Consider the following 25,035-nt stretch of genomic DNA (forward strand, 5'->3'; position numbering starts at 1 on the left):
ACGCCCCACTCGGGGCCTCCTCCAGCGAAACGAGGCGAACGATGACGTTCACGAACCCCGCACCCGGCGACGAGGACCGCGCGACCGACGCCGCGCCTGCTCACTCGGGCCGACTGAGCAGACGCGCGATCCTGGCAGCCACGATCGGCACGGCCACCGAGTTCTACGACGTGACCGTCTACGCCTACCTGACCACGGTGATCGCCGTGGTCTTCTTCCCCGCGGGCGACCCGGCGGCCGCGTTGCTCGCCGCCCTGGCCGCGTTCGCGGCGTCCTTCCTGGTCCGCCCGCTCGGCGGGATCCTGTTCGGCTGGATCGGAGACACCCTCGGCCGACGGAAGGCGCTGGTCATCGCCCTGCTCGGGATGGCGGTGGCGACCTTCGCGATCGGCGTGCTCCCGACCTACGCCGCCTTCGGGCTCGCCGCCACCGTCCTGTTGATGGTGGCCCGCATCGCGCAGGGGATCTCCGCGGGCGGGGAGATCGGGGGTGCCGCGGCCTACCTGGCCGAGCAGGCCCCACCGGCTCGACGGGGGCTGGTCACCTGCCTGGTGAACGTCGGAGTCCTGATCGGCACCCTCAGTGCGTCGCTGGCCGTCGCGGTCCTCGTCGGGGTGCTCACCCAGGAACAGATGCTCGCCTGGGGTTGGCGGCTGCCGTTCCTCATCGCGCTACCGCTCGGCGTGATCGGCCTCTACATCCGGCGCCGACTCGAGGACACCGCCCAGTTCGAGGCCGCACGCGCCGCGGGCGAGGTCCCCAGGATCCCGCTGGTCGCGCTGCTCCGGGACCACCGCAAGGCCCTCGCCCAGGGGTTCGTGGTCTCCGCCCTGACCTACGGCGGGTTCTACACGGTCTTCTCCTACACCCAGATCCACCTCGTGCAGGTCACCGAACACTCGGCGCGGATCGCCTCGCTGAGCACGACCGTGGGCCTGGCCGTGGGTCTCGTCCTCCTCCCGCTGTTCGGGCTGCTCGGCGACCGGCTGGGCCGCAAGCCCGTCCTCGGCGCGGCGGTGGTCCTGCTCGCGGTGCTCCCGTGGCCGATGTTCACTCTGTTCGAGAGCGGGTCCGCGGTCGCCGCGGTGCTCGCCACCGTCGCCCTCGGCGTCCCGATCATCATGATCCAGGCCGTGAACCTGTCGGTGCTGTGCGAGCTCTTCCCGACGATGGTGCGCTACAGCGGGCTCTCCCTCGCCTTCAACCTCGCCGCCGTTGCCTTCGGCGGCACCACCCCGCTGCTGTGCACCGCGCTCATCCGGCTGACGGGCAGCCCGACCGCCCCCGCGCTCTACCTGATCGGGCTCGCCCTGGTGTGCGCCCCGGCGGTGCTGACCATGAAGGAGACCGCCCGAGTCCCGCTCGACTAGGCCTCGAGGTTCGCGCGCAGCGTCGACCCGGCGTACTCGCGCTTCATCACGCCCCGGCGCTGCAGCTCGGGGACCACGAAGTCCACGAAGTCGACCAGCTCGCGGGGGACGGCTATCGCGCCCTCCAGCATGAAGCCACCGTTCTCCCCCGTGGCCTCGTGCATCTCCATCAGCTGGTCGGCGATCTGGGCGGGGGTGCCGACGACCCGGGCGGCCTGGTCGACGAAGTACGCCCGGCCGAACTCCTCGACCGACGTGGCGGGGTCCGAGGTACGGACCGCGTCCTCGAAGATCCCGAAGTGCCCGCGCTGCGCCTTGACCTGCTCGACGAACTCGCCGAGCGGCGTCCGGCCGTCGACGGTCGAGAAGTCCACGCCGAAGACGCTGGAGAGCATCACCCGGCCCGCGAACGGCGGCAGCCGGTCCATGAACTCCCGGTCCCGGCGCTCCGCCTCGGCGGGCGAGCAGACCTGGGCCCGGATCGCCCACCACACCCCGCAGTCCGCCGGCTTGCGCCCGTGCCGGGCGAGGGCCTCGTCGAGCCCCGCCCGGTGCGTGCGCATGCTGTCGACGGTGCGGTTGATCGCGAACTGCATCTGGGCGAACCGGCCCGCAAGATCGAGCCCGGGACCGGTCTGGCCTGCCTGGATGACGACGGGGTGACCCTGCGGGCTGGGCAGGACCGGCAGCGGGCCGCGGACCGAGAACCGATCGCCGCGGTGGTGGATCAGGGTGACCTTGTCCGGGTCGGCGAACCGGCCGCTCGCGCGGTCGTACACCAGCGCGTCCGCCTCGACGCTCGCCCACAGCTTCGCCACGACCTCCATGTGCTCGTGCGCCATGGCGTAGCGCTCGTCCTTGGGCAGGAGCGGATCGAAACCCCAGTTCGCACCCTCGTTCTTGAAGGCCGAGGTGACCGAGTTCCACGCCATCCGCCCACCGGTCTGCCAGTCCAGGGACGCGAACAGCCGCGCCACGTGGAACGGGTGGTGGTAGGTGGTCGACATGGTGATCCCGAAACCGACGTTCTCGGCCGCCCGGGCCATCACCGGGATCATCGGCATCATGTCGTGCTTGGGCCAGCGGATCCCGTACTCCACTGCCGCCCGGTGGTCGCCCCCGTAGCTCTCCGGCGTCTCGGCGGCCTCGCCGAAGAAGATCAGGTCGAAGACCCCGCGGGCCGCGGTGCGGGCGGCGTCCTCGTAGAAGGTCGGGTCGTAGTAGCGGTGGCCCTGCCACCCGCCGGGGTCCATCCACAGGAAGTCCGTGTGGAAGAAGGACATGTCGACGGCCAGCTTGATGCTCGAGGAGTTCATCTCGTCCGTTCTCGACACCACACGGTGTCGTCGCGTCGGCGCAGAACATCGGTGACGCAGGACCCGCGCGTCAACGATCGGCGGCGGGGTGTGGGGCCTCTCACCGCACAGAACCCCTGGTCACGCGGCCGGAACGGTCCGGACACCATGTCGTAACCGGGAGTACGCATCCTCGCCGATCCGCTCCCGGGGTCCGAGGACGCAGGATCTGCCGTGCTCGACGAGACCGAAGGACGAGACATGGCGCGACACCTGATCTACAGCGCGTTCGTCCACCTGACCCCCTCCCACGAGAGCCACGGCTTCTGGCGACATCCCGAGGGACGGCACATGGTGGACTACGGCAGCATCTCGGCGTGGACCGAGGTCGTGCAGACCCTGGAACGGGCCCGCTTCGACATGGTCTTCTTCGGTGATACCGTCGGGGTCTACGACACCCACCAGGGGTCGTCGGAACCCGCGGTGCGCAACGGGATGCAGTTCCCCGGACGCGATCCCGCGCCCTACGTCGCCGCGCTCAGCCGGGCGACCTCGGACATCGGGTTCGTGTTCACCAGCGCGATGCTCCAGGAACCGCCGTTCACCTTCGCGCGCAAGGTGTCCACCCTGGACCACCTCAGCGACGGCCGGGTCGGCTGGAACATCGTGACGTCCTACCTGGACAACGCGGCCCAGAACTACGGTCTGGAGACCCTGCCCGACCACGACGCCCGCTACGCGTGGGCCGAGGAGTACACCGACGTCACCTACCGGCTCTGGGAGGGCAGCTGGGAGGAGGGCGCGCTGGTCGCCGATCCCGAGCGCGGCGTGCTCGTCGACCCCAAGCTGGTGCACCGCGTGGACCACCACGGCGAGCGATACCAGGTCGCCGGGCCCCACCTCGTCGAGCCCTCCCCGCAACGCACCCCACTGCTCGTGCAGGCCGGGGCGTCCGCCGCGGGGACCGCCTTCGCCGCCCGGCACGCCGAGATGTCCTTCGTCCCGTCGTCGGTGCCGGAGGCGACCGGGCGCACGGTCGCGAACCTCAAGGACCAGGCCGTCGCCGCGGGCCGCGGCCGCGACGACATCCGGGCCATCGTGAACCTCGCCCCGATCCTCGGCAGCACCGTCGCCGAGGCGCAGGCCCGGCAGCGGGAGTTCCGGGAGTGGCTCGATGTCGACGGGCTGTGCTCGTTCCTCAGTGGCATCTTCGGGGTCGACCTCTCCACCGTCGATCCCGACCGCACGCTCGAGTCGATCTCCGAGACCCGCGCCGTGCAGGGGACGCTCCGCTCGATCATCGACCGCTACCCGGACCGCTCGGTCACCTTCGGCGAGATGCTCAAGGGCTACGCCTTCTCCGGGCAGCTCGCGGGAACCCCCGAGACGATCGCGGACGAGATCGCCGCCTGGGCCGACGCGGGCGTCGACGGGTTCAACATCATCCCGGTTACCACGCTCGGCTGGTGGGCGGAGTTCACCGAGCACGTGGTGCCCGTGCTCCAGCGGCGGGGCCTGATGCGGACGGAGTACGCACCGGGAACCCTGCGGGAGAAGCTCTTCGGCGCCGACGCCCGGCTCCCCGAGGTCCATCCCGCTCGACGGTACTCGCGGCGATGATCACCCGGTCCGTCACCGTCCGCGGCCGGGGACACACGTTCACCGGCCTCGCGGACCTGCTCGCCAAGGCCTCCCCGCCCCGCTCCGGGGACGAGCTCGCGGGTCTCTGCGCGTCGACGGCGGCCGAGTCGGTCGCCGCCCGCAGGCTGCTGGCCGACCTCCCGCTCACGGTGTTCCTCGAGGAGCCCGTCGTCCCCTACGAGACCGACGAGGTCACCCGGCTCATCCTGGACACCCACGACCGCGCCGCGTTCGCACCGCTCTCCGGGCTCACAGTCGGGGGCTTCCGGGACTGGCTGCTCGCCCAGACGGACCCGGACGTGCTGGCGGCGGTGCGGGCGGGCGTCACGCCGGAGATGGCCGCGGCGGTGAGCAAACTGATGCGCGCCCAGGACCTGGTCCTGGTGGCCAGCCGGTGCCGCGTCGCCTCCCGCTTCCGCACCACGGTCGGGCTGGCGGGGCGCTTCTCCACCCGCCTGCAGCCCAACCACCCCACCGACGACCTGCACGGCATCGCCGCGAGCATCCTCGACGGGCTGCTCCTCGGGTCCGGGGACGCAGTCGTCGGGATCAACCCGGCGGGCGAGGACGTGGCGACCGCCGAGGCCATCCTCCGCATGGTCGACGAGATCCGCCGGGAGTGCGCGGTCCCCGTGCAGTCCTGTGTGCTGGGCCACGTCACGACCACGCTCGCCGTCGTCGACCGCGGCGCACCCGTCGACCTAGTGTTCCAGTCGATCGCAGGCACCGAGGCCGCCAACCGCGCGATGGGGGTGGACCTGGCGCTGCTCGCCGAGGCGGACGCCGCAGGCCGCTCGCTTGAGCGCGGCACCGTCGGGTCCCAGGTGATGTACTTCGAGACCGGGCAGGGCAGCGCGCTGTCCGCGGGCGCACACCACGGCGTCGACCAGCAGACGCTGGAGGCCCGCGCCTACGGGGTGGCGCGGCACTTCAGCCCGTTCCTGGTCAACTCAGTGGTCGGGTTCATCGGCCCCGAGTACCTCGCCGACGCCCGGCAGATCACCCGCGCCGGTCTGGAGGACCACTTCTGCGGCAAGCTGCTCGGGCTGCCCATGGGCGTCGACGTCTGCCACACCAACCACACCGACGCCGACCAGAACGACATGGACGGCCTGCTGACCCTGCTCGGCGTGGCCGGCTGCTCGTTCGTGATGGGGGTCCCCGGCTCGGACGACGTGATGCTGAACTACCAGAGCACGTCCTTCCACGACGCCCTGTACCTGCGCACCGTCCTCGGGCTGCGGCCGGCTCCGGAGTTCGAGGCCTGGTGGGAGTCGATCGGGTTCGACCCGGTCGGCGGGCCGGGGCCCGCGGCGGGCGCCCTGGCCGCCGGCGTCCGACGGGCGCTCGCGGCATGAGCGGCGACCTGCTCCGCGCCGCGGCCGAGCGCACCCCCGCCCGCCTCGCGCTCGGCCGGGCCGGGGTGTCCGTGCCCACGCACCGGCTCCTCGACTTCGAGGAGGACCACGCCGCCGCCCGGGACGCCGTCCGCCGTGGGCTCGACCTGCCGCGGCTGAGGGCGGACCTCCGGGCCCACGGATGGCAGGCACCGCACGAGGTCCGCAGCCTCGCCCCCGACCTCGGCCGCCACCTGCTGCGCCCGGACCTCGGCAGGCTGCTCCACCCCGAGGACCGGGAGCAGCTGGCCGCGACCACCCCGGCCACCGGGCTCGTCGTCCTGATCGCGGACGGGCTGTCGGCGGGTGCGGTGCAGCACCACGCCGTCCCGCTGCTCGACGCGTTGCGCTCGACCCCGACCGGCCCGCGGTGGCAGGCCGCGCGGGTGGTCGTGGCGAGACACGGACGGGTCGCGCTCGGGGACCACGTGGGCCACGCGCTCGGGGCAGCCCTCGTGGCCGTCCTGATCGGCGAGCGCCCCGGCCTGACCCACCCGGAGAGCCTCGGGGTCTACCTGACCCACGCGCCCCGGCCCGGGCGCACCGACGCCGAACGCACCTGCGTGTCCAACGTGCACCCGCCCGACGGTCTCTCCCACCAGACGGCCGCGGCGCAGGTCTCCGCCGCCGTCGACGCCGCACTGCGGCACGGCACGTCCGGTGTCGCGCTCGCCGCGCACCGACTCCCCTTCCCCTCGGCCCCTCCCCGTCAGGAGATCACCTCATGAAGCTCCGCTCCCCCGCCCTCGTCGCGGGCCTGCTCTGCGCGGCCCTCGCCGGCTGCTCCACGCCCGCCGACCGGGCCGCCACGACCGCAGGCGCCGCGCAGCCCACCGCGTCCGTCTCCTCGGTCGCCGACCTGCGCATCGCCTTCTTCACCACCAGCGGCAACGACTACGTCGCCGCGGGGATCACCTCGGCCGAGGAGACCGCCCGCGAGCTGGGAGTCAGCCTCGACGTCTTCGACAACGGCTTCGACACCGGGCGCCAGATCGACCAGGTGCAGACCGCGCTGGCGAGCGGGAAGTACAACGCCTTCGTCGTCGAGCCGCTGGACGGCAGGCTGCTTTGCGGGCCGATCCGGGACCAGGCCCTGGCCCAGGGGATCCTGGTCAGCGTCACCAACGGCCCGCTGTGCGGCCGGGACGCCGAGAACGGCGACGGCACCCGCGAGCCGGGCACCATCACCTACGTCGGCGGGCAGACCCCGGCGTTCTGGGAGCAGTGGCTCGCGGCGATGACCGCCGCCCACCCGGACGGCGCGACCATCGGGCTGGTCGCGGGCCCGGACATCATGGCCAACACCACCAACTTCTACGCCGCGGCCGACGAGCTCGACCCGGCGAAGTACCGGGTGGTGGCGCGCACGGCCACCGACTACACCACCGCGCAGGCCTTCCAGGCCACGCAGTCGATGCTCGCGGCCAACCCGGAGATCGACGTCGTGATGTCGGCGTACTCGGGCATGACCCAAGGTGTGCTGGAGGCGCTCGGGATCCGGGCGGGCTCCGTCTCGGTCTACGACGTGGGCGCGAGCGGCTGGGCCACCCAGGCGGTCAGGGACGGTCGGCTCGCGATGACCGCGGCACTGCTGCCGGCAAGCGAGGCCCGCTACGGCATCACGGCGATCGTGGACACCGTCGAGGGGCGCCCCGTGCCCGCACACGTCGATCTGAACGCCCTCGACGTGCTCCCCGCGAACCAGCCCTTCATCACCCGGGACAACGTCGATGCCTTCCGCCCGCAGTACTGAGCAGGCCGCCGTCGTCGCGACGGACGCAGGGAAGCGCTTCGGCGGGTTCTGGGCGCTCCGTGGGGCGAGCGTCACCCTGCGGGCCGGGCGGATCCACGCCCTCGTCGGGGAGAACGGCGCGGGCAAGAGCACGCTGCTCGGCATCCTCGGCGGGCGGCTGCGGGCGGACGAGGGCACCCTCGACGTGGCGGGCACGCCGGTCGCGGGCGGGTCCCCGCGGGCGAGCAGGCGGGCCGGGATCGCGACCGTCCACCAGGAGCTGATGCTGGTCCCCCACCTCACCCTGGCCGAGAACCTGTTCCTCGGCCACTGGCGCACGCGGGGCGGGTTCGTCGACCGTCGGGCGCAGCGGGCCGAGGCGACCGCGTTGCTCGACCGGCTGCGGGTGGACCTGCCGCTGGGCCGGCGGGCGGCCCAGGTATCGCTTGCCCACCAGCAGATGACCGAGATCCTGCGGGCGGTGCTCGCCGACGCCGCGGTCCTCCTGCTCGACGAGCCCTCGGCGGCGCTCGCCGAGGCCGAGCGCGCGACGCTGCACACGATGCTGGACCAGCTGCGCAGCGAGGGGCACGCCATCGGGATCGTCAGCCACGACCTCGACGAGGTCCTCGGGCTCGCGGACGACGTCAGTGTGCTCCGCGAGGGCAGGCTCGTCGCCTCGCGGCCCCGATCCGCCTGGGACCGCCCGAGCCTGATCGAGCACATGGTCGGGACTCGGGCCGTCACCCCGTCCGCGCGGGCGATCCCCGCAGCGGCCGCGCCGGTGGCGGTCCAGGTGCGCGGCGTACGCGCCGGCCGGTCGCTGGACGGGGTGGACCTCGAGGTGCGCCGGGGCGAGGTCGTCGGGCTGTGGGGGCTCGTCGGGTCCGGTCGCAGCACCCTGCTCCGCGCGATCGCCGGTGCCCAGCGCGCCGCAGGCGGCGAGATGCTGCTCGACGGCGAGCCGCGCCCGCTCCCACGCTCGGTCGTCGAGTCCGGGCGGGCCGGTATCGCGCTGGTCCCCGAGTCCCGCCGCGCCGCGTTGGTGGCGGGCATGGACGCCGCCGCGAACTTCCACCTGGGCCGGTCCCGGCCGTGGCTCTCCCCGCAGGCCGAACGCGCGGTGGTCCGGCCCTGGCTGTCCCGCTTCGGCTTCGCCGCGGACCGTCACGCCGTCCTGGTCGGCAGGCTGTCGGGCGGTAACCAGCAGAAGGTGCTGATGGCGAAGTGGGCCGGGCGCGTCCCCCGCGTGCTCCTGGTCGACGAGCCCACCCGCGGGATCGACCTGGCCGCCAAGACCGAGGTCCTCGACTCCCTCGTCGACCTCGCCCGCGGCGGCACCGCCGTCGTCGTCGCCTCCTCCGAGCTGGAGGAGGTCCTGGCCATCGCCACCCGGCTCGTCGTCCTCGCCCGCGGCCGCGTCGCCGCCGAGTTCGACCTCTCCGAAGAACCACGGACCGTCGCCGAGATCCTCGCGCACGGCTTCACCCCGGAAGGAGACCTCCGGTGACCGACACCGCCACGCCCCCGCGGACACCGCAGCCCGGACTGGTTGACGTGGGACGCCGCTACGGCATCGTCGCCGTCCTCGTCGCCCTCGTCGCCGTCGCGACGATCCTCCACCCGACGTTCCTCAGCCCGGCGAACCTCGGCAACATCCTGGTCCAGAACGCCGCCATCGGCCTGGTCGCGGTCGCCATGACCTTCGTGATCATCGCGGGCGGCTTCGACATCTCCGTGGGCGCCACTTATGCGCTGGGAGCCACGCTGTTCGCCGGGCTCACCATCCAGACGGGCTCGACGCTGCTGGCCGGCTCCCTCACGCTGCTCGCGGGCGTCGCCGTGGGCGCCACCAACGGGCTGCTCGTCTCCCGGATCGGGGTCAACCCGATCGTCGCCACGCTCGGGACCTCGTCCGCCGTGCTCGGGCTGGCCTACGTGTACTCCGACTCGTCGTCGTTCTCGGTGGACTCCCGGGAGCACCCGGCCTTCCAGAACCTCGCCCACACCACCATCGCCGGTCTCCCCGTCCCGGTCTGGATCATGCTGGTCGGGTTCGTCGCGGGCGGTGTGGTCCTGACCCGCACCGCGTACGGCCGCAACGTCCAGGCCGTGGGCGGCAACGGCGAGGCGGCCTGGCTCTCCGGCCTGCGAGTGCCGTCGATCATGACGAGCACGTACGTGATGGCGGGCATGGCCGCCGCGCTGGCCGGGATGGCGGACGCCTCCCAGCTCGGTGTCGGCCAGGCGAACGTCGGCACTAACGTCGCGCTCGACGCGATCGCGATCGTCGTGGTCGGCGGTACGTCGATCCGCGGCGGCGACGGCGCGATCTGGCGGACCGCTGTGGGCCTCCTCATCCTGGCCGTGCTGACGAACATCTTCTACAGTCTCAACGTGGCCCAGAACTGGCAGCTCGTCGCCAAAGGTCTCATCGTGCTCGTCGCCGTCACCGTGGACGCGCGCCTCCGCAGCCGGTCACGCTGACGGTGTCGCCGGACCCGTCCGGACTGCCCGCCGAGTTCCACTACGTCGGCGGGTCGGCCGAGTCGGAGCTGCCCGCGGACCTCGCGGCCCTCGCCGCTCGCTTCGGACAGGGCGGGCAAGGCTTCTACTACACCACCGGCACGCTCGCCGACCTGTTCCGGATCCGCGCCTCCCGGACGGCGGACGGGGAGGTGCAGGTCGAGGGTGTGCAGGTCCACACGCTGCCGTTCGGGATCACCCTCCGCGAGCTGGACGTGCTGAGCCTGCTCACCCGGGGTGCGGGCAACCAGGCGATCGCCGACCGCCTCGGCATCGGCCTGCGGACCGTGACCACCCACGTCGGTCGGCTGCTCACCAAGCTCGACGTGCCCAACCGCACCGCCGCGGCGACCCTCGCCGCCGCGACCGGACTCGTCCGGCTCCCGCTGCCGGACGACGCCACCGTGCCCGCGGCCGCGGTGGCGCGGCCGCGGCAGGCGACGTCGCGGGCCCCACTCCGAGTCAGCGCGCTGTTCAGCCTGCACGGAGCAGGCGCGGACGACGGGTTCGAGGCGCTCCGGGGAACCCGGCTGGCCGTCGAGCAGCTCAACGCCCGGGGCGGGGTCAACGGCCGCAGACTCGAGCTCGACCCGATCCACGTCGACCTGCTCGACCCGGCCGACGTCGCCGCGACGATGCGCCGGGCCATCTCCCGCGAGCCGCACATGATCGTCACCGAGTACCTCGCCTCGCAGCGCGTCGCGATGGATCTCGCCGCCGAGTACGGGGCGCCCTACCTGCACGGCTCCGCGATGAAGTGGTCGGTGGACCGCGTCCGCCAGGACCCCGGCGCCTGGTCGACGACCTTCCAGGTGTGCCCGACCGAGGACAACTGCGGACCGCTCTTCGTCGACTACATGAGCACGCTGCGCGACACGCGACAATGGAGACCCGCGGGCCGCGACCTCCTCGTCGTCGGGGGCGGCGAGTGGACTGGCCTACTGGTCTACGAGCCCGAACCGGCGGTGTACGACCTGGCCGATCGTCGCGGTTGGTCACTGCGCTACGAGTCGGTGGGCAGGGGCGAGCCGGCGGCATGGGCTGCCGCCGCCCGCCGGGTGCGCGAGAGCGGGGTCGCGGCCGCCATGGTCGGCTGCCCCTCCGTCGAGAGCGCCGTCGCGTTCGTCAGGGCCTACGCGAAGGATCCGGGCGACCAACTCCTGTTCCTCATCTACTCGCCGTCGATCCCCGCCTTCCGCCGCCTCACGGGCCCTGCGGCGGAGGGCGTGCTCTGGGCCACACTGAGCGGCACCTACCTCGACACGATCGCGCGGCCATTCGTGGAGGCCTACCGCCGGCGGTTCGGCAAGGCTCCCGGCCGCTCACGCGCTGGGATGGCCTACGACCGCATCAACCTGATGGCGGCGGCGTGGTCCCAGGTACCGGACCCTCGCCGGTTCGGCGAAGTCGGGGACGCACTGCGACGCACGGTGCATCGTGGCGTCAACGGCGCCTACTTCCTCGGCGGCAACGGGCAGGCCACCCTCTCCTACCCCAGCGACACCCTCGATCTCTCCATCAGCCAGGCCCAGCTCGTGCTCCAGATCCAGGACGGCAGGGATCGAATTCTCGCCCCGTCTCCGTACGCGAACGGAACCTTTGTGCCTCCTTTGGTCCGGCCCCTCCGGGCCGAGCATCACTCGACAAGTCCGCCTCAGCGCCCCTGACACCTCCGCTTCCAGGCACTGGTTCGTCGCCGCAGAAGCCGCACAAACCGCACAACTCCTCCGTGGGCTATTACCTCCTCGGTCCGATGTCCTCGGAGATTGCAGCCCGCGGTGTGATGTCTCAGGACATGGGTGACAGTTCTGCATCAGGACATCGGTGGCAGTTGGTGTGTCACGACATCGGCTCTGGCTCAGACCCGAATCCGCGAGTAGTCGTTGAGTTGATCTTGGTCAGAGGAAGTTGATGTTGGCGCCCTGGGGGATCGGGTGTCGGGCAGCGCGGTGGCCCGAGTGCCGCCTCGGGTGCGCGGGTTCCGATGCTGGTCGGGGCCGGGTTCGGCCTGGTCAGGACGTGCGTGGAAGGGCACGGAGGCGGGCGAGGACCTCGGCGAGTAGCAGGTCGTCGCCGGGTGCGGGGCGCAGGGTGAGGCCGCGGGCGTGATGGACGAGGCGGGCGGGGACGGCGATCAGTCGCCGCCGCAGGGTGGCGATCATGGCCTGGCCACCGCGGACTCCGTGCCCGACCAGTCGTCCGTCTCGGTGGGTGGCGGTGAGGTGGTGCAGCCAGCCCGTCAGCGTGGCGGCGAGCAGCGCGCCCCACATCCAGGCCCGGTTGACCGCGCGGTGCCCTGAAGGGAGGTGACGCAGGGCGGCGCCGTGCTTGGTGTCGCGGAACAGGTTCTCCACCTGTGTGCGGTGGCGGTACCAGTGCTCCACCTGCGCCGACTTGTCGCTGGTGGAGACGTCGATGTTGGTGACGATGAACGAGTAGGCGAAGACGCCTTCGGTGTCGGCGATCCCGGCGAGGTCGTCGAGTGGCAGCGCCCGCTGGGCCGGGTGCAGGGTGCGGCGCCGACGGGCTCGTGGGTCGCTCGACACCTGGCCGCGGTCCAGGTCGAGCCGGACCCGGCGGATCAGCAGCCGCGTCTGGGCGGGCCACCAGTTCGGGCAGTACTCGGTGACGGCGACCTAGCCGTCGGTCATGTCGACCGCGTCGGTCCACCCGTCGGCCGCGACGCCGTCGAGGATCCGCCACAGCGGCGCGGTCCGCCGGGCACCGATCGCGAACTCCACCCCGGTGAACAGGCAGGCACGCGCGAGTTGTCCGGCGAAGTAGCCGGCGTCGGCGCGCACCCGGACCCGGCCCGCCGTCGCCGAGGTGGGGAGCGTGGCCAGTGCCCGGCCCAGCAGATCGGCGCTGCTCGCGCGGGGGTCGTCGCGGCCGTCACCGAGGTCGGCGGCCAGCGCCACGGAACACTCAGCCCACAGCGCCACGTGTGGACGCCCGACCCGCTGGCCCTGGTGGTTGAACGCCACCTGCTTGAGCCGGCCGTAGACCTCGACATCGGTGGTGTCCATGTCGATCGTCACCTCCGCCGAGAGCGCAGCAGCACGGTCGGGGGCCACCCGGTCGAGCAGGTCGAGCGCGGTGGCGTGCACGTCACCGAGCCCGGTCTCCACCGCCACCCACTGCCCCTCGGCCAGCCGGCGGGCCAGCCCGGCGGCCGTGGTGGACGCCAGGCCCGGCACCGGGGTCAACACCTGCCCCACGGAGTCGGCGCGGTGCCGGTTGCGCCAGCAGACCTGCGGCGCCAGCCTGGAGTAGCCGTGTGACCACGGTGGCGCCCCTGCCTGTCCAGCAGGTCGACAGAAGCCGTGTGGAGGCGATCAGCAGACGAGGACATCGATTCAATGTGTGGGGCCGATCAGGCGTTGGGTTGGCGCCGACCGGGTCCCGGCAGCACGACCGACAGCGCCATCGCCCCACCGGCGACCGCCGCCATCCACGAGAAGGCGGTGTGGAACCCAGGGGGCACCGAGCCCGTCGCGGAGGTCGTCGTCAGGATCGCGACGAGCATCGTCACCCCCAAAGCCCCACCCAGCTGCTGACTGATCCTGATCACGACGCTGGCGTGCGGGATCTGCGACTGCTCCAGTCCGTCGAAGGCCACCGTCATCAGGGGCACGATCACCATCCCGATGCCGAGACCGCGCACGACGAGCACGACGAGCAGCACCCAGTCCGCGCTGCCCGGGTCGACGACAGCGAACGGCATCGTGCCGAGGGCGGCCAGGCCGAAGCCTGTCATCGACACGACCCGTGGGCCACGCGCAGCCATCAGGCGCAGGGCGGCGAAGCGGCTGGCCAGCGCTCCCATCCCGTGAGGCACGAGGAGGAGACCGGCCTGCAGCGCCGACGTCTGCTGGAGTTGCTGCCACATCAACGGCAGGAGCACCAGACCCCCGTGGAGCACGACACTCGCCAGCAGCAGCATCAGCGTCGCCGCCCAGGTCGCGTGGTTGCCGAGGACTCGGACCTCGACCAGCGAGCGCTCGCGGCGATGCAGCGACCACCCGACGAACGCCAGCAGCAGAACGCCCCCGGCTGTCAGGGGCGCCAGCACCTCGGCATCGCCCCACTGGCCCGCGTCAGGCGCCCGGGACAGTCCCCACAGCAGCCCGAGCAGCGCAGGCGGCAGCATCACCATGCCCAGCAGGTCCAGGCGCCCGCCTGCCTGCGGTCGGTCGCGCTCGACGAGACGGAGCGCGAGACTGAGACCGACCGCCCCCAAGGGGAGGTTCATCCAGAAGAGCCAGCGCCAGCCGATGACGCCGACCACGACACCGCCCAGTACCGGCCCGGCGATGGGTGCCAGACCCGTCACCAAGCCCACCACCGACGCCAGCCGCAGCCGATCACGTTCGGGTGCGACCTGCATCAGGATGGTGGTCAGCAGGGGCATCGTGACGCCCCCACCCAGGCCCTGGATCATGCGTGCCGCGATCAGCGACACCGGGTCCCAAGACACCGCGCAGAGAACGGATCCGAGCGCGAAGGCGGTGAGCCCGGCGCACCACAGGCGTCGTGCACCCAGCTGTCGCTGCAGCCAGGCCGCCATCGGGACGACGAGGCACAGTGCCGCGAGATAGCCGGTCACGACCCACTGCGACATGCCGATGTGCGCGCCGAAGTCGACGGCGACGTCGTGGAGCGCGACCGTGAGCGTGGTCGTCCCGAGGACGACCGGAAAGGAGCCTACGATCAAGGTGGTGGCGGTGCGCCGTGAGCGCCGGTCGATCGGCTGCCTCGACCAGCGCCCCCCGGTCGATGCCGCCTTCGTCACGTCCTCCTCACGCCGTCTCCCGGCCCCGGCCCTGGCCGACCTCGCGCACGGCGCGACCGTCGTCGTGACGCGAGCTCCGTCCGGCGTGACCATGACCCGCAGCACCATGTCAGCCGGCCTCGCTGGCGATGCGCACCGCGATCGCAGCACCCAGGTCGGCCGTCGTCGCCTTGCCTCCGAGGTCGGGGGTGAGGACCTGGGGCTGCTCCTCCAGGACGGACTCGATCGCGTCGAGGATGCCGGCGGCGGCGTCGGGCTCACCGAGATGCTCCAGCATCATCGCCCCGCTCCAGATCTGTCCGACCGGGTTGGCGATCCCCTGGCCCGCGATGTCGGGGGCCGATCCGTGGACGGGCTCGAACAGGCTGGGGAACGTCCGGTCGGGGTTGATGTTGGCGCTCGGCGCGATGCCGATTGTGCCGGTGCAGGCCGGGCCGAGGTCGGAGAGGATGTCCCCGAAGAGGTTGCTGGCCACCACGACGTCGTACTTCTCGGGCTGCAGGACGAACTTCGCCGTCAGGATGTCGATGTGGTCCTTGTCGGCGCGCACCTGCGGATACTGCGCGGCCATGGCCTCGGCACGTTCGTCCCAGTACGGCATCGTCACCGAGATCCCGTTGCTCTTCGTGGCCCAGGTGAGATGGCGGTCGGGTCGCGAGGCAGCGAGGTCGAAGGCGTAGCGGAGCACGCGGTCCACGCCGACGCGAGTCATGACGGTCTCCTGCATCACGGTCTCGCGGTCGGTGCCCTCGAAGATCCGCCCGCCGATGCTGGAGTACTCGCCCTCGGTGTTCTCGCGGACGACGTAGAAGTCGATGTCGCCTGGTGCGTGGGCGCGCAGGGGGGCGCGGACGCCGCGGAGGAGTCGCACCGGCCGCAGGTTGACGTACTGGTCGAAGCCGCGGCGGATCTGCAGCAGGCTCCCCCACAGCGACACGTGGTCGGGGACGACGTCCGGCCATCCGACGGCGCCGAAGAAGATGGCGTCGAAGCCGCTCAGGACGGACTGCCAGTCGTCGGGCATCATCTGGCCGTGGCGCGTCCAGTAGTCGGCGCCTGCGAAGTCGAAAGTCTCGATCTCGAGGTCGAATCCGAACACCTCACCCGCGGCGCGCAGTGCTTGCACCCCCTCGGGCACGACCTCGAGGCCGATGCCGTCTCCGGGGATCACGGCGATGCGGTGCTGGTGAGTCACTAGTCCTCCTGGCTGGGCCTGCTGGTGGAAATCTGGTCGGCTGTCATGACCACTCCGGACCGTGTCGCGCTCTCCGGTCCGGTCCGGTCCGGTCCGTTTCGGAGAGGCCGGTCTGGGTTGCCACACACAGGGGCGTGGAGCCTCCGGGGCGGCGGTCCCGAGTGAGCCGCAGGCCGGTGGGCTCCACCCGACACCCGTGACCGGTGCTACGCCGGCGACTCCGCGCGAGGCGACACGAGGAACGCGGGTGAGCCCGCGAGCGAGCGGACCAGCTCCGCGGCGGCCTCGCGGCCCGCGGCGGCGCGCGCCTCGACAGTCTGTCCGGCCATGTGCGAGTAGACGGTGATGCCGGGCGTACCACGCAGCGGGCTGTCCGCGGGGAGCGGCTCGACCTCGCACACGTCGAGGGCGGCTCCGGCGATCACACCGTTGCGGACGGCGGCGGCGAGGGCCGTCTCGTCCACGATCGGTCCACGAGCCGTGTTGACCAGCAGCGCCGTCGGCCTCATCAGCTCCAGGGCGCGTGCGTCGATCAGGCGGTGAGTCGTCGGGACGAGTGCGGTGTGCACGGACACGACGTCACAGGTGCGAAGGAGACTGTCGAGGTCGACGAACTCCACCTCGCCCTCGGCGCTCGGCGGCGGGGGTACCGACGTTCGGCAGAGCACCCGCATGCCGAAGGCGCGGGCGAGCGGGACGACCGCGCGGGACGCCTCGCCATACCCGATCAGGCCGAGTGTGGCGCCGCGCAGCTCGTGCCCTTGGGTGCGCGGCCAGCGTCCGTCGGCGACGCCCGACGCTAGCTCGACCAGGTGCCGTGACGAGGCGAGGATGGCGCCCATGGTGAACTCGGCCACCGCGTTCGCGTTGACGCCCGGCACGTTGCTGACCGCGACGCCGAGCTCGGCCGCCGCCGCCACGTCGACCGAGTCGTAGCCGACCCCCGACCGGACCAAAGCCCGCAACGACGGTGCCGCGGCCAGGACCTGACGCGTCATCGGCTCGTTGGCGATGATCGCGCCGTCGACGCCCTCGAGGAGGGCCACCAGCTCGTCCCGATGCCGACGCCCGCGAAGTGGCGCGTGCGTCGTCGTGCAGCCGTGCTCGCGCAGGAAGCCGTCGACGTCGTCGCCCGGCTCGAGGTAGTCCGTGGTGATCAGCACGCGGTGGGTCATCGGTCGCCCTCCTGCACCACGGGGTTGGTCAGGGTGCCGACCTGCTCGATGTCGATCGTCACCTCGTCGCCCGGCTTCAGCCAGACCTGCGGGTCGCGGAGCGCTCCGACGCCGTCGGGCGTGCCGGTCACGATCACGTCTCCCGGCTCGAGGGTCATCGCTTCCGATAGCGTCGACACCAGGGTGGCGACGTCGAAGATCATGTCCGCGGTGTCGGCCTCCTGGAGAACCTCGCCGTTCAGGATGGTGCGGATGCGCAGGCCGCGGCAGCCCGGGGGAAGCTCCTCGGGCGTGACCAGCTCGGGACCGAAGGCTCCCGTATCGTCGAACGCCTTGCCCATGGTCCACTGCGGCGACTTCATCTGGAAGTCGCGGACAGAGCCGTCGTTGAAGGCGGCGTAGCCCGCGACATGGTCGAGCGCGCGGTCGATGTCGATGTGTCGGCCGCGAGCGCCGATCACCACCGCGAGCTCGCACTCGTAGTCGAAGAGGTCGGAGACCTTCGGCCGGACCAGCGGAGCGCCGTGGGCGACCGTGCCGTTGGCGAAGCGGGCGAACACGGTCGGGTACGTCGGCACCTCGAACCCGCTCTCGGCCGAGTGGGCGCGGTAGTTGAGCCCGATGCAGAGGATCTTCCCGGGCCGGGTCACTGGCGGTAGCAGTGTGACGGCGTCGAGGGAGATCTCCGGCGCCGTGGACAGGCGGTCGGTCAGACCGGCGAGCTCGCCTGGCCGCCCCAGGAAGGACTGCAGGTCCCCGCCGAGCGAGGGGACTGGCAGACCTCGGTAGCGGCCGTCCTGGCTGATCGCCACGCCCGGCACCGTGCCCGCGGAGTAGCTGATGAAACGCATGGTCGTGCTCCTGTCGATCAAGGGGTCAGACGACGTAGACGGCGCCGGTGACCGCGGCGGCCGCGATCGCGATGAGCGTGATGGCGATCAGCCACGGTGCCGCGAACCGCTGCACCGCGCCGAAGTCCGTGCGGAGTAGGGCGACCACGAGGTAGATCGGAGCGCTCAGCGGGCTGAGGGTGTGCAGGTAGATGCCGGGGAGCACGGAGTGCGCGATCACCTCCGGAGGGATGTGGAAGGCCGCGCCGGCCTCCGCCAGGATCGGGACCACGCCGAAGTAGAAGCTGTCGTTGGACAGGATGAAGAGCAGCGGACCCGAGCTCAGCGCGGTGACGAAGGCGAAGGCACCCCCCCACGCCTCGGGCAGGTGCGTGACCAGGCCGTCGGCCATGGCCGACACCATGCCGGTCTCGTTGATGATCCCGGAGAAGGCACCTGCGGCCAGGATCAGGGAGATCACGGTGACGACCGTCCCCATGTGGGGCTTGAGCTTCTCGTTCTGCACCTTCAGGTTCGGCCAGTTCACGGTGACCGCGATCGAGAAGGCGATCATCGCCAGCGCGGGGAGCGGCAGCAGCTCGATGGCCATGCTCGCGATGAAGGCGATCGTGAGCGTTAGGTTGAACCAGAGATACCGCGTGGGGATCGGCACTCGGGGTGACCCGACGACGTCGACGTCCGCCGCGGCGTCGGCTGGCGTGTCCGGACCGTACGGACCGGCCGGACCGGTGTCGTCGGCGGAGCCGCCGGAGCCGCCACCCGTGCCGGCGTCGACGGTCGATCTGGTCCCGACCGGCACCGCCTTGAGGGCGTTGATCCGCCTGCGCTCCCGCCTGCCGAGGACGTAGACGAGCACGTAGGCGCCGAGGACGGTGAGCACGAGCGCGGGCAGCATCGGGATGACGACGTCCGCGATGTCGATCCGCAGCGACGTCGCCATCCGGGCCGCCGGGCCACCCCAGGGGAGCCAGTTCATGGTCGGGCTGATCATCGCCAGGACCAGCGCGATGATGATCGGGTTCATCCCGACCTGGCGGTAGATCGGGTACATGGAGGTGATGACCACGAAGGCGGCGGTAGAGCCGTCTCCGTCGATGCTGAGGAAGGTGCACAGCACCGCGGTCCCCATCGCGATCCGCACCGGGTCGTCGCCCACCACCGCGAGGATCCTGCGGACCAGCGGCTCGAAGAGGCCTGCCTCCGTCATCACCAGGAAGAAGAGCAGTGCGAAGGTCAGCAGGACCGCGGTCGGGGCGGTGTCGACGATGCCGGACACCATCATGTCGCCCAGCTGCCCGCCGAACCCCCCGACCAGTCCGAATACCGTCGGGACCAGGACCAGAGCGGCCACCGCCGATAGCCTCTTCGCCATGACCAGCGCGGTGAAGACGACGATCGTCGCCAAACCCAACCAAGCCAACATGTCTCTCCTCGGCGTCTCTGTGAAATCGTTCGGCCCGCAATCCCAGCGCGAGGCTAGGTCGCCACCGATGTGGCTTGCGTCACGAAGAACGGGGACGCGGGGTCCCCTGCGCGGGGGATGGACATCCCCCGCACCCGGGCGCCGATGAGCACGCCCGTCAGACGAGTTCGCGCTTGAGGATCTTGCCGGTCGCCGTCGTCGGCAAGGCCGGAACGATCTCGACGATCCGGGGGTACTTGTAGGCGGCCATCGCCCCCCGCGACCACTCGACGATCTCGGCGACACTCGTCGGCGCGCCGGGCTTCAGGACGACGACGGCCTTGACCTCCTCGCCGTGCGTGTCGTGTGGCACCCCGACCACGGCGGCCAGGGAGATGGCCGGGTGGGTCAGCAGGGTCTCCTCGACCTCGCGGGGGTAGACGTTGAAGCCTCCTCGGATGATGAGGTCCTTGGCCCGGTCGACGATGTAGTACCAGCCGTCCTCGTCGCGGCGGGCCAGGTCACCGGTGCGGAACCAGCCGTCGTCGGCCAGGACCTCCGTCGTCGCGTCCGGCCGGCCGAGGTAGCCCTTGAATACGTTGTGACCACGAATCGCGATCTCGCCGATGGCGTCGGGGGTCCAGTCGACGTCCGCCCAGCTGTCCGGGGAAAGGAGTCGCAGCTCGACGCCAGGGATGGGAGGACCGATCGACCCGGGTCGAACCGGCTGGTCGGCGACCGAGAACGCAGCTACGGGCGAGGTCTCGGACAGGCCGTAGCCCTCCTGGATGGTGACTCCGAACCGTTTCTCGAAGGTGTGGTGGATCTCGACCGGGAGCGCCGAGCCGCCGGCCACGGCCACTCGCAGGGAGTCGGCGATGGCCTCGACGTCGACGTCACCGTCCAATGCGCCGAGAAGTGCCCAGTACATCGTCGGCACGCCTGCGAAGAAGCTGACCCGCTCGCGAAGCATCAACGCGATGGCCGCCGCCGGCTCGAAGCGCGGGAGGAACACGATGGTGCCTCCGAACGCCAATGCCCCGTTCTGGACGACTGTCTGGCCGAAGGAGTGGAACAGCGGAAGGACGGCGAGGTAGGTGTCCGGTCGCTCGCTGTCGGCGTCGAAGAGTTGCCTGCCGATGAGCGCGTTGTCGCGGAGGTTGCGGTGGCGCAGCTCCGCTCCCTTGGGCTGCCCCGTCGTCCCCGAGGTGTAGAGGACGACGGCCGTGTCGTCCTCGTCGGTCGCGACGGTGGCGAACCTCGGGGAGCGGCCTGCGACGGCCGCACCGAAGGTCTCGACCCCGTCGATCGGGCTGGGCGCGCCGGGGTTCGCGGTGATGAGGAGGAACGTCTCGACGCCGTCGGACTCCGTGAAGGCCGCGAAGGCCTCCGTACCCACCGGCAGGTCCGCAGTACCCTCGAAGGCGAACACCGCGCGCACGTCGGCGTCCCGGTAGTGATACGCCAGCTCACGTGCCTTCAACAGCACGTTGAGCGGTACGACGACCGCACCCGCCTTGAGGATGCCGAAGTAGGCGATGGTGAAGTACGGCAGGTTCGGACAGACCAATGCGACCCGGTCGCCCGGGTTGATGCCGCGCTCGACGAGAAGGTGGGCGACCTGCGAGGCGGCGGCGTCGAGCTGGGCATAGCCGATCCTCGTCTCGCCCAGCACGAGAGCCGTACGGTCGGGGTGCCGGGTGGCACTGTCCTCGAGGACTGCGGCAAGGTTATGGGCAGACATGGGCCCTCCATCGATCAGGTCGGTTGCGGGTACGGTAGGAAGCCGCGGTCGTGGCGATCGTCACGCCACTCGGGGAGGCGTCTCCCCCGTTCGGGGGACCGCGGGCAAGGTGGCCGGGCTGGGAGGACAATGTGGACAGCGCGCCCGGCACGATGCGGTCTCTTGCACGTCAGGCCCACCTCGTCGCGCTCGCGTGTGTGCTGGTGGACGTCACGTTGTTCCTCCACACGACCGACCAGATGGCGACGGTCGTGCGAGTGGCCGTGGTGTTCGGCATCGTGTGCGTCGATGCCGCGGTCGCGGTGTCGCCACGCTTCTCCGGCGTCGTGGCGGTCGTCCACGCCGGGGCCGCCGTCGGCTTCGCTCTCGTGCTTCAGGACCTGGCCGACGCGAACTCGACCCTCGCGGGGGGCGTGATCGCCGCCTATCGGGTCGGCGCGTGGATGGCGGACAGGCGCGCGCTCGCCGCCGTCGCCGTACTGGTGGCGGGGGGAATGGCGGCCGAGCTGCTGACTGGCACGACCTCGGCGCTGCTGCTCCTCACGGACGCGACCCAGGACGCGCTTCTCCCGTGGCTGGTGGGTCGCTACACGTCGGCGCGGCGGGGCCACGTCCTTGAGCTGCGGCACAACCGGGAGCTGGAGATGCGCGACGCCACCTCGACGATGGAGAGGGCCGCGGAGCGACAACGAGCCTCGATCGCACGGGACCTGCACGACGTCATCGCGCACCACGTTAGCGCGATCGGCGCCCACACCGGCGCCGCACGACTGCGCCTGGCCGCCGAGCCTCACCCCCACGGCAACAAGGTGACCGCGTCCCTCGCCGCCGCCGAGGCCTCGAGCCGGTCGGCCATGACCGACCTCCGTCGGGTGCTCGACGTCCTGCACCGGACCGCCCAGCTGCCCTCCCAGGTCGGTCTGGCCGACCTCGACGAGCTCATCGCCGGTGTGCACCGCTCCGGCCTGCCCGTCCGGCTGTGCACCTCGGGCAGACCTCGGGACCTACCCGGCTCGGTCGACGTGGCGCTCTACCGGATTGCCCAGGAGATGCTGACCAACGCGCTTCGCTACGGCGACGGCAGTCCGGTCGAGCTCCACCTCGACCACCGTGATGACCTGGTCCGGCTCACCGCCCGCAACGGGACCTGCCCAGCCTCCGCCGGGCCGACGGAGTCGTGCTCGACCGGACGTGGGCTGGCCGGAATCCGCAGCCGAGCAGGACTGCTCGGCGGCACGGCATCGTACGGGCCGAGCCCCGACGGTACGGCGTGGGAGACCCGGGTCGAGATCTATATCGATGTTCCCGTGCCGACAGGAGCTCTCCCGTGACGGTTCGCATCCTCATCGCCGACGACCACGCCGCGTTCCGCTCGGGCCTGGGCTCCATCCTCGACACCGACCCCGAGTTCGAGTGCATCGCCGAGGTCGCGGACGGGCACGAGGCGGTGGCCGAGACCATTCGGCTGCGCCCGGACCTGGCGATCCTGGACGTCCGGATGCCCAGACTCGACGGGCTGGCCGCCACCTCGGCCATCAAGGCGGCGGGGCTGACCGTGGTACGCATCATGATGCTCACCACCTACGACAGCGACGACTACCTGCATCGCGCGCTGACCGCGGGTGTCCAGGGCTTCGTGCTCAAGAGTCTCCCGCCGGAGGAACTGATCGCGGCGGTCAAGGCCGCCTCGCGTGGCGACGCCTACGTCGACCCGGCTGTCGTACGACGACTGACTCCCCGCATCGCCGGCGCGATCGCGCCCACCGACGTGACCACGCCGGACCTGCCGCCCGGAATGGCCCGGCTGACGGCGCGTGAGCGCGAGGTCTTCCTGCTGTTGGCCGAGGGTTCCACCAACCAGGAGATCGCCACCACCCTCTACATCGGCGACGAGACCGTGAAGACCCACGTGTCGCGCATCCTGATGAAACTCGATCTGCGGGACAGGGTTCACGCCGTGCGCTACGCCTACCGCCACGGGATCGTCCGCGCTGACGCCGGGGACTGATCACCAGCCCGGCGTCTCCTCGACGCCGGAGCCACGGAACACACCGGTGAGCGTCCTCGGCGGCAACGTCGCCAGGTACACGAGCGCAGCTGCGCCGTCGGCGAGAGTTCGCTCGCCACGGCGGTCGGTGGCGGCGTTGATGTCGGTCGGCACGCGCCCGGGCGTGACCGAGTTGACCTGGATGCCGTCGCCCCGGAGTGCCTCGGCATAGACCAGCGTCAGCGCGTTGAGTGCCGCCTTCGAGGAGCTGTAGGTGAGCGCGCCGATCCTCGCCTGGCGGCTGTCCGGCTCGCTGAGCGCCGTCAATGAGCCCAGACGGCTGGACACGTTCACGATCCGTCCGTTCCTCGAGCGGCGCAGCAGCGGGATGCAGGCGACGGTCACCGTCACCACACCGAAGACGTTCACCTCGTACGTCGTCCGCATCCGCTCGGCCGTGATCTCAGGAACCGCCGTGCCGATCTCGCTGGAGATGCCGGCGTTGTTCACGACGACGTCGAGCCGGCCGCACGCCTCGTCGATCGTGGCGACCGCGGCCGTCACTGACGCGGTGTCGGTGACATCGAGCTGCACGAACCGCACGTCGCCTGCACCGGCCAGCCCGGCCACCGCCTCCCGGCCCCGGAGCTCGTCGCGGGCACCGAGCCAGACCGTCATCCCGCGGCCGGCCAGCTGACGGACGGTCTCGTGACCCAGACCCTTGTTGGCGCCGGTCACCAGCGCGATGTCGTTCACGAGCCGACCGCCCGACGGGTGTTGGCGCGGATCGCGATCACGTCCGGATAGCCGTTGACCGCCATCAGCAGGTCGGCTTCGGCGAGGTACATGCGCAGCAGGTGCACCAGACCCGGTACACCGCCCACGGCGAGCGCCTGGACGTACGGGCGGCCGAGGCCGACCAGGTCGGCGCCGAGGCCGAGCGCCTTCACCACATCGCTGCCGCTGCGCACCCCCGAGTCGAAGAGCACCGGCACGCGGCCGTCGCAGGCCTCAGCCACCTCGGGCAACAGCTCCAGCGCCGTCAGCCCGCCGTTCGCCTGGCGGCCACCGTGGTTGGAACAGTAGATCCCGTCGACACCGGCGTCGATCGCCCGGCGGGCGTCATCAGGATCGGCGATCCCCTTCAGGATCAGCGGCAGGTCGGTGAGCGACCGCAGCCAGGCCAGGTCGTCCCAGCTCAGCGGATTGCCGAACACCTGCGCCCAGGTGCGGACGACGGCACCCGGTTCGTCGCTGCCGCCGAGTAGCCGTTGGAAGACGGGGTCGCTGGTGTAGTTGCGCAGCGCGTGCCCGCGCAGCTGCGGGAAGCTGCCGCTAGCGAGGTCGCGCGGGCGCCAGCCGGGAATCCAGGTGTCGAGGGTGACCGCGATGCCTGCGTACCCGGCCTTCTCGGCACGCGCGACGAGGCTGGCCGCCAGGTCGCGGTCACGCGGCGTGTAGAGCTGGAAGAGGGTGGGCGTCCTCCCGGCGTGCGGTATGACCTCCTCGAGCGGGTCCTGCATGAGGGTAGACAGCATCGCGGGTACCCCTGTCGCCGCCGCGGCCCGGGCGACCGCGAGGTCCCCGTGCCGATCCGGTGTCACCAGCCCGACCACGCCGACGGGCGCGAGGAAGATCGGCGTCGCAAAGGTGTGCCCGAAGGCGGTGACCGAGAAGTCCCGGTCGTGGGCCCCGACGAGCATGCGGGGAACGACGCCCCAGCGCGCGAATGCCTCGACGTTCGCCCGCTGGGTCGTCTCGTCCCCGGCACCACCCGCGATGTAGGAGAGCACCGAGGGGTCGAGCGCGGCGTTCGCGCGCCGTTCCAGAGTCGCGTGGTCCATCGGGAAGTCGGAGACCACTCCGCCGAGCGCGGCGAAGTAGATCTCCAGCTGGTAGTCGGAGTACGACTGGCTCACCTGCGACTC

General features: G+C 71.4%; 21 protein-coding genes. 10 read left to right on the top strand and 11 right to left on the bottom strand.

All coding sequences use genetic code 11. The features are described from left to right. Positions 1 to 41 precede the first annotated feature (41 nt). Positions 42 to 1,370 carry an MFS transporter gene (locus ABD993_RS30425; protein ID WP_345426116.1) on the top strand — a complete coding sequence of 443 codons (1,329 nt, stop codon included), beginning with the start codon at positions 42 to 44 and terminating at the stop codon, positions 1,368 to 1,370. Here ABD993_RS30425 and ABD993_RS30430 read toward each other — a convergent pair. Beyond that, positions 1,367 to 2,686: an NtaA/DmoA family FMN-dependent monooxygenase gene (locus ABD993_RS30430; RefSeq protein ID WP_345426118.1), complete on the bottom strand. Its 1,320-nt coding sequence runs from the start codon at positions 2,684 to 2,686 to the stop codon at positions 1,367 to 1,369. The genes ABD993_RS30425 and ABD993_RS30430 overlap by 4 nt on opposite strands. A 240-nt stretch (positions 2,687 to 2,926) precedes the next feature. On the opposite strand from ABD993_RS30430, the gene ABD993_RS30435 reads away from it, so the two are divergent. From ABD993_RS30435 to ABD993_RS30465, 7 genes are read left to right on the top strand one after another with little or no spacing between them, the layout of a single operon-like run. After that, positions 2,927 to 4,285 (top strand): NtaA/DmoA family FMN-dependent monooxygenase, encoded by a 1,359-nt coding sequence (locus ABD993_RS30435; protein ID WP_345426120.1) that lies wholly within the window; start codon positions 2,927 to 2,929, stop codon positions 4,283 to 4,285. Beyond that, entirely contained in the window at positions 4,282 to 5,664 is a 1,383-nt protein-coding gene (locus ABD993_RS30440) for an ethanolamine ammonia-lyase subunit EutB (RefSeq protein ID WP_345426122.1), read from the top strand. The genes ABD993_RS30435 and ABD993_RS30440 overlap by 4 nt, the downstream gene beginning before the upstream one ends. Continuing rightward, a complete protein-coding gene (eutC, locus tag ABD993_RS30445; RefSeq protein WP_345426123.1) occupies positions 5,661 to 6,431 on the top strand; it encodes an ethanolamine ammonia-lyase subunit EutC in 771 nt (256 codons plus the stop codon). The genes ABD993_RS30440 and eutC overlap by 4 nt, the downstream gene beginning before the upstream one ends. Further along, a complete protein-coding gene (locus ABD993_RS30450) occupies positions 6,428 to 7,456 on the top strand; it encodes a sugar ABC transporter substrate-binding protein (RefSeq protein ID WP_345426124.1) in 1,029 nt (342 codons plus the stop codon). Before eutC ends, ABD993_RS30450 begins: the two co-directional genes overlap by 4 nt. Further along, positions 7,434 to 8,945, top strand: coding sequence for a sugar ABC transporter ATP-binding protein (locus tag ABD993_RS30455; protein ID WP_345426125.1), 1,512 nt, complete (start codon positions 7,434 to 7,436; stop codon positions 8,943 to 8,945). The genes ABD993_RS30450 and ABD993_RS30455 overlap by 23 nt, the downstream gene beginning before the upstream one ends. Next, complete coding sequence (locus ABD993_RS30460; RefSeq protein WP_345426126.1) at positions 8,942 to 9,922, top strand: ABC transporter permease; 981 nt, start codon at positions 8,942 to 8,944, stop codon at positions 9,920 to 9,922. Before ABD993_RS30455 ends, ABD993_RS30460 begins: the two co-directional genes overlap by 4 nt. A 2-nt stretch (positions 9,923 to 9,924) precedes the next feature. Then, positions 9,925 to 11,628: an ABC transporter substrate-binding protein gene (locus ABD993_RS30465; protein ID WP_345426127.1), complete on the top strand. Its 1,704-nt coding sequence runs from the start codon at positions 9,925 to 9,927 to the stop codon at positions 11,626 to 11,628. 345 nt (positions 11,629 to 11,973) lie between these two features. Here the strand turns inward: ABD993_RS30465 and ABD993_RS30470 are convergent, their stop codons facing one another. The 8 genes from ABD993_RS30470 to ABD993_RS30505 form a co-directional block, all read right to left on the bottom strand. Next, positions 11,974 to 12,507 (bottom strand): transposase, encoded by a 534-nt coding sequence (locus ABD993_RS30470; protein ID WP_345426128.1) that lies wholly within the window; start codon positions 12,505 to 12,507, stop codon positions 11,974 to 11,976. 90 nt (positions 12,508 to 12,597) lie between these two features. After that, positions 12,598 to 13,170 (bottom strand): transposase, encoded by a 573-nt coding sequence (locus tag ABD993_RS30475; protein ID WP_345426129.1) that lies wholly within the window; start codon positions 13,168 to 13,170, stop codon positions 12,598 to 12,600. 164 nt (positions 13,171 to 13,334) lie between these two features. Then, on the bottom strand, positions 13,335 to 14,675 hold the full coding sequence (locus tag ABD993_RS30480) for a DHA2 family efflux MFS transporter permease subunit (protein WP_345426130.1): 1,341 nt from the start codon (positions 14,673 to 14,675) through the stop codon (positions 13,335 to 13,337). Between the two features lie 187 nt (positions 14,676 to 14,862). Next, positions 14,863 to 15,948, bottom strand: a complete 1,086-nt coding sequence (locus ABD993_RS30485) for a tartrate dehydrogenase (RefSeq protein WP_345426131.1) — start codon at positions 15,946 to 15,948, stop codon at positions 14,863 to 14,865. 206 nt (positions 15,949 to 16,154) lie between these two features. Then, positions 16,155 to 17,123 carry a phosphoglycerate dehydrogenase gene (locus ABD993_RS30490; RefSeq protein ID WP_345426133.1) on the bottom strand — a complete coding sequence of 323 codons (969 nt, stop codon included), beginning with the start codon at positions 17,121 to 17,123 and terminating at the stop codon, positions 16,155 to 16,157. After that, positions 17,120 to 17,974 carry a fumarylacetoacetate hydrolase family protein gene (locus ABD993_RS30495; protein WP_345426135.1) on the bottom strand — a complete coding sequence of 285 codons (855 nt, stop codon included), beginning with the start codon at positions 17,972 to 17,974 and terminating at the stop codon, positions 17,120 to 17,122. Before ABD993_RS30495 ends, ABD993_RS30490 begins: the two co-directional genes overlap by 4 nt. A gap of 25 nt (positions 17,975 to 17,999) precedes the next feature. Next, on the bottom strand, positions 18,000 to 19,397 hold the full coding sequence (locus ABD993_RS30500) for an SLC13 family permease (RefSeq protein ID WP_345426137.1): 1,398 nt from the start codon (positions 19,395 to 19,397) through the stop codon (positions 18,000 to 18,002). Positions 19,398 to 19,554: 157 nt separating this feature from the next. Continuing rightward, positions 19,555 to 21,120 carry a long-chain-fatty-acid--CoA ligase gene (locus tag ABD993_RS30505; RefSeq protein ID WP_345426139.1) on the bottom strand — a complete coding sequence of 522 codons (1,566 nt, stop codon included), beginning with the start codon at positions 21,118 to 21,120 and terminating at the stop codon, positions 19,555 to 19,557. A gap of 131 nt (positions 21,121 to 21,251) precedes the next feature. Between ABD993_RS30505 and ABD993_RS30510 the strand changes: the two genes are divergently transcribed. Together ABD993_RS30510 and ABD993_RS30515 are read left to right on the top strand one after the other, a co-directional pair. Further along, entirely contained in the window at positions 21,252 to 22,451 is a 1,200-nt protein-coding gene (locus ABD993_RS30510; RefSeq protein WP_345426141.1) for a sensor histidine kinase, read from the top strand. Continuing rightward, a complete protein-coding gene (locus ABD993_RS30515) occupies positions 22,448 to 23,128 on the top strand; it encodes a response regulator (RefSeq protein ID WP_345426143.1) in 681 nt (226 codons plus the stop codon). The genes ABD993_RS30510 and ABD993_RS30515 overlap by 4 nt, the downstream gene beginning before the upstream one ends. Here the strand turns inward: ABD993_RS30515 and ABD993_RS30520 are convergent, their stop codons facing one another. Next, a complete protein-coding gene (locus ABD993_RS30520) occupies positions 23,129 to 23,863 on the bottom strand; it encodes an SDR family NAD(P)-dependent oxidoreductase (protein WP_345426145.1) in 735 nt (244 codons plus the stop codon). Next, positions 23,860 to 25,026, bottom strand: coding sequence for an alpha-hydroxy-acid oxidizing protein (locus tag ABD993_RS30525; protein WP_345426147.1), 1,167 nt, complete (start codon positions 25,024 to 25,026; stop codon positions 23,860 to 23,862). The genes ABD993_RS30520 and ABD993_RS30525 overlap by 4 nt, the downstream gene beginning before the upstream one ends. Positions 25,027 to 25,035 lie beyond the last annotated feature (9 nt).

Source organism: Pseudonocardia xishanensis, assembly GCF_039541715.1.
GTDB lineage: Bacteria > Actinomycetota > Actinomycetes > Mycobacteriales > Pseudonocardiaceae > Pseudonocardia > Pseudonocardia xishanensis.

Bases quoted from the DNA above. Each gene is read 5' to 3' on its own strand.
- ABD993_RS30435 (WP_345426120.1), top strand. From the start codon at position 2,927: ATGGCGCGACACCTGATCTACAGCGCGTTCGTCCACCTGACCCCCTCC.
- ABD993_RS30495 (WP_345426135.1), bottom strand. From the start codon at position 17,974: ATGCGTTTCATCAGCTACTCCGCGGGCACGGTGCCGGGCGTGGCGATC.
- ABD993_RS30425 (WP_345426116.1), top strand. From the start codon at position 42: ATGACGTTCACGAACCCCGCACCCGGCGACGAGGACCGCGCGACCGAC.
- ABD993_RS30500 (WP_345426137.1), bottom strand. From the start codon at position 19,397: ATGTTGGCTTGGTTGGGTTTGGCGACGATCGTCGTCTTCACCGCGCTG.
- ABD993_RS30450 (WP_345426124.1), top strand. From the start codon at position 6,428: ATGAAGCTCCGCTCCCCCGCCCTCGTCGCGGGCCTGCTCTGCGCGGCC.
- ABD993_RS30505 (WP_345426139.1), bottom strand. From the start codon at position 21,120: ATGTCTGCCCATAACCTTGCCGCAGTCCTCGAGGACAGTGCCACCCGG.
- ABD993_RS30455 (WP_345426125.1), top strand. From the start codon at position 7,434: ATGCCTTCCGCCCGCAGTACTGAGCAGGCCGCCGTCGTCGCGACGGAC.
- ABD993_RS30490 (WP_345426133.1), bottom strand. From the start codon at position 17,123: ATGACCCACCGCGTGCTGATCACCACGGACTACCTCGAGCCGGGCGAC.
- ABD993_RS30430 (WP_345426118.1), bottom strand. From the start codon at position 2,686: ATGAACTCCTCGAGCATCAAGCTGGCCGTCGACATGTCCTTCTTCCAC.
- ABD993_RS30440 (WP_345426122.1), top strand. From the start codon at position 4,282: ATGATCACCCGGTCCGTCACCGTCCGCGGCCGGGGACACACGTTCACC.
- eutC (WP_345426123.1), top strand. From the start codon at position 5,661: ATGAGCGGCGACCTGCTCCGCGCCGCGGCCGAGCGCACCCCCGCCCGC.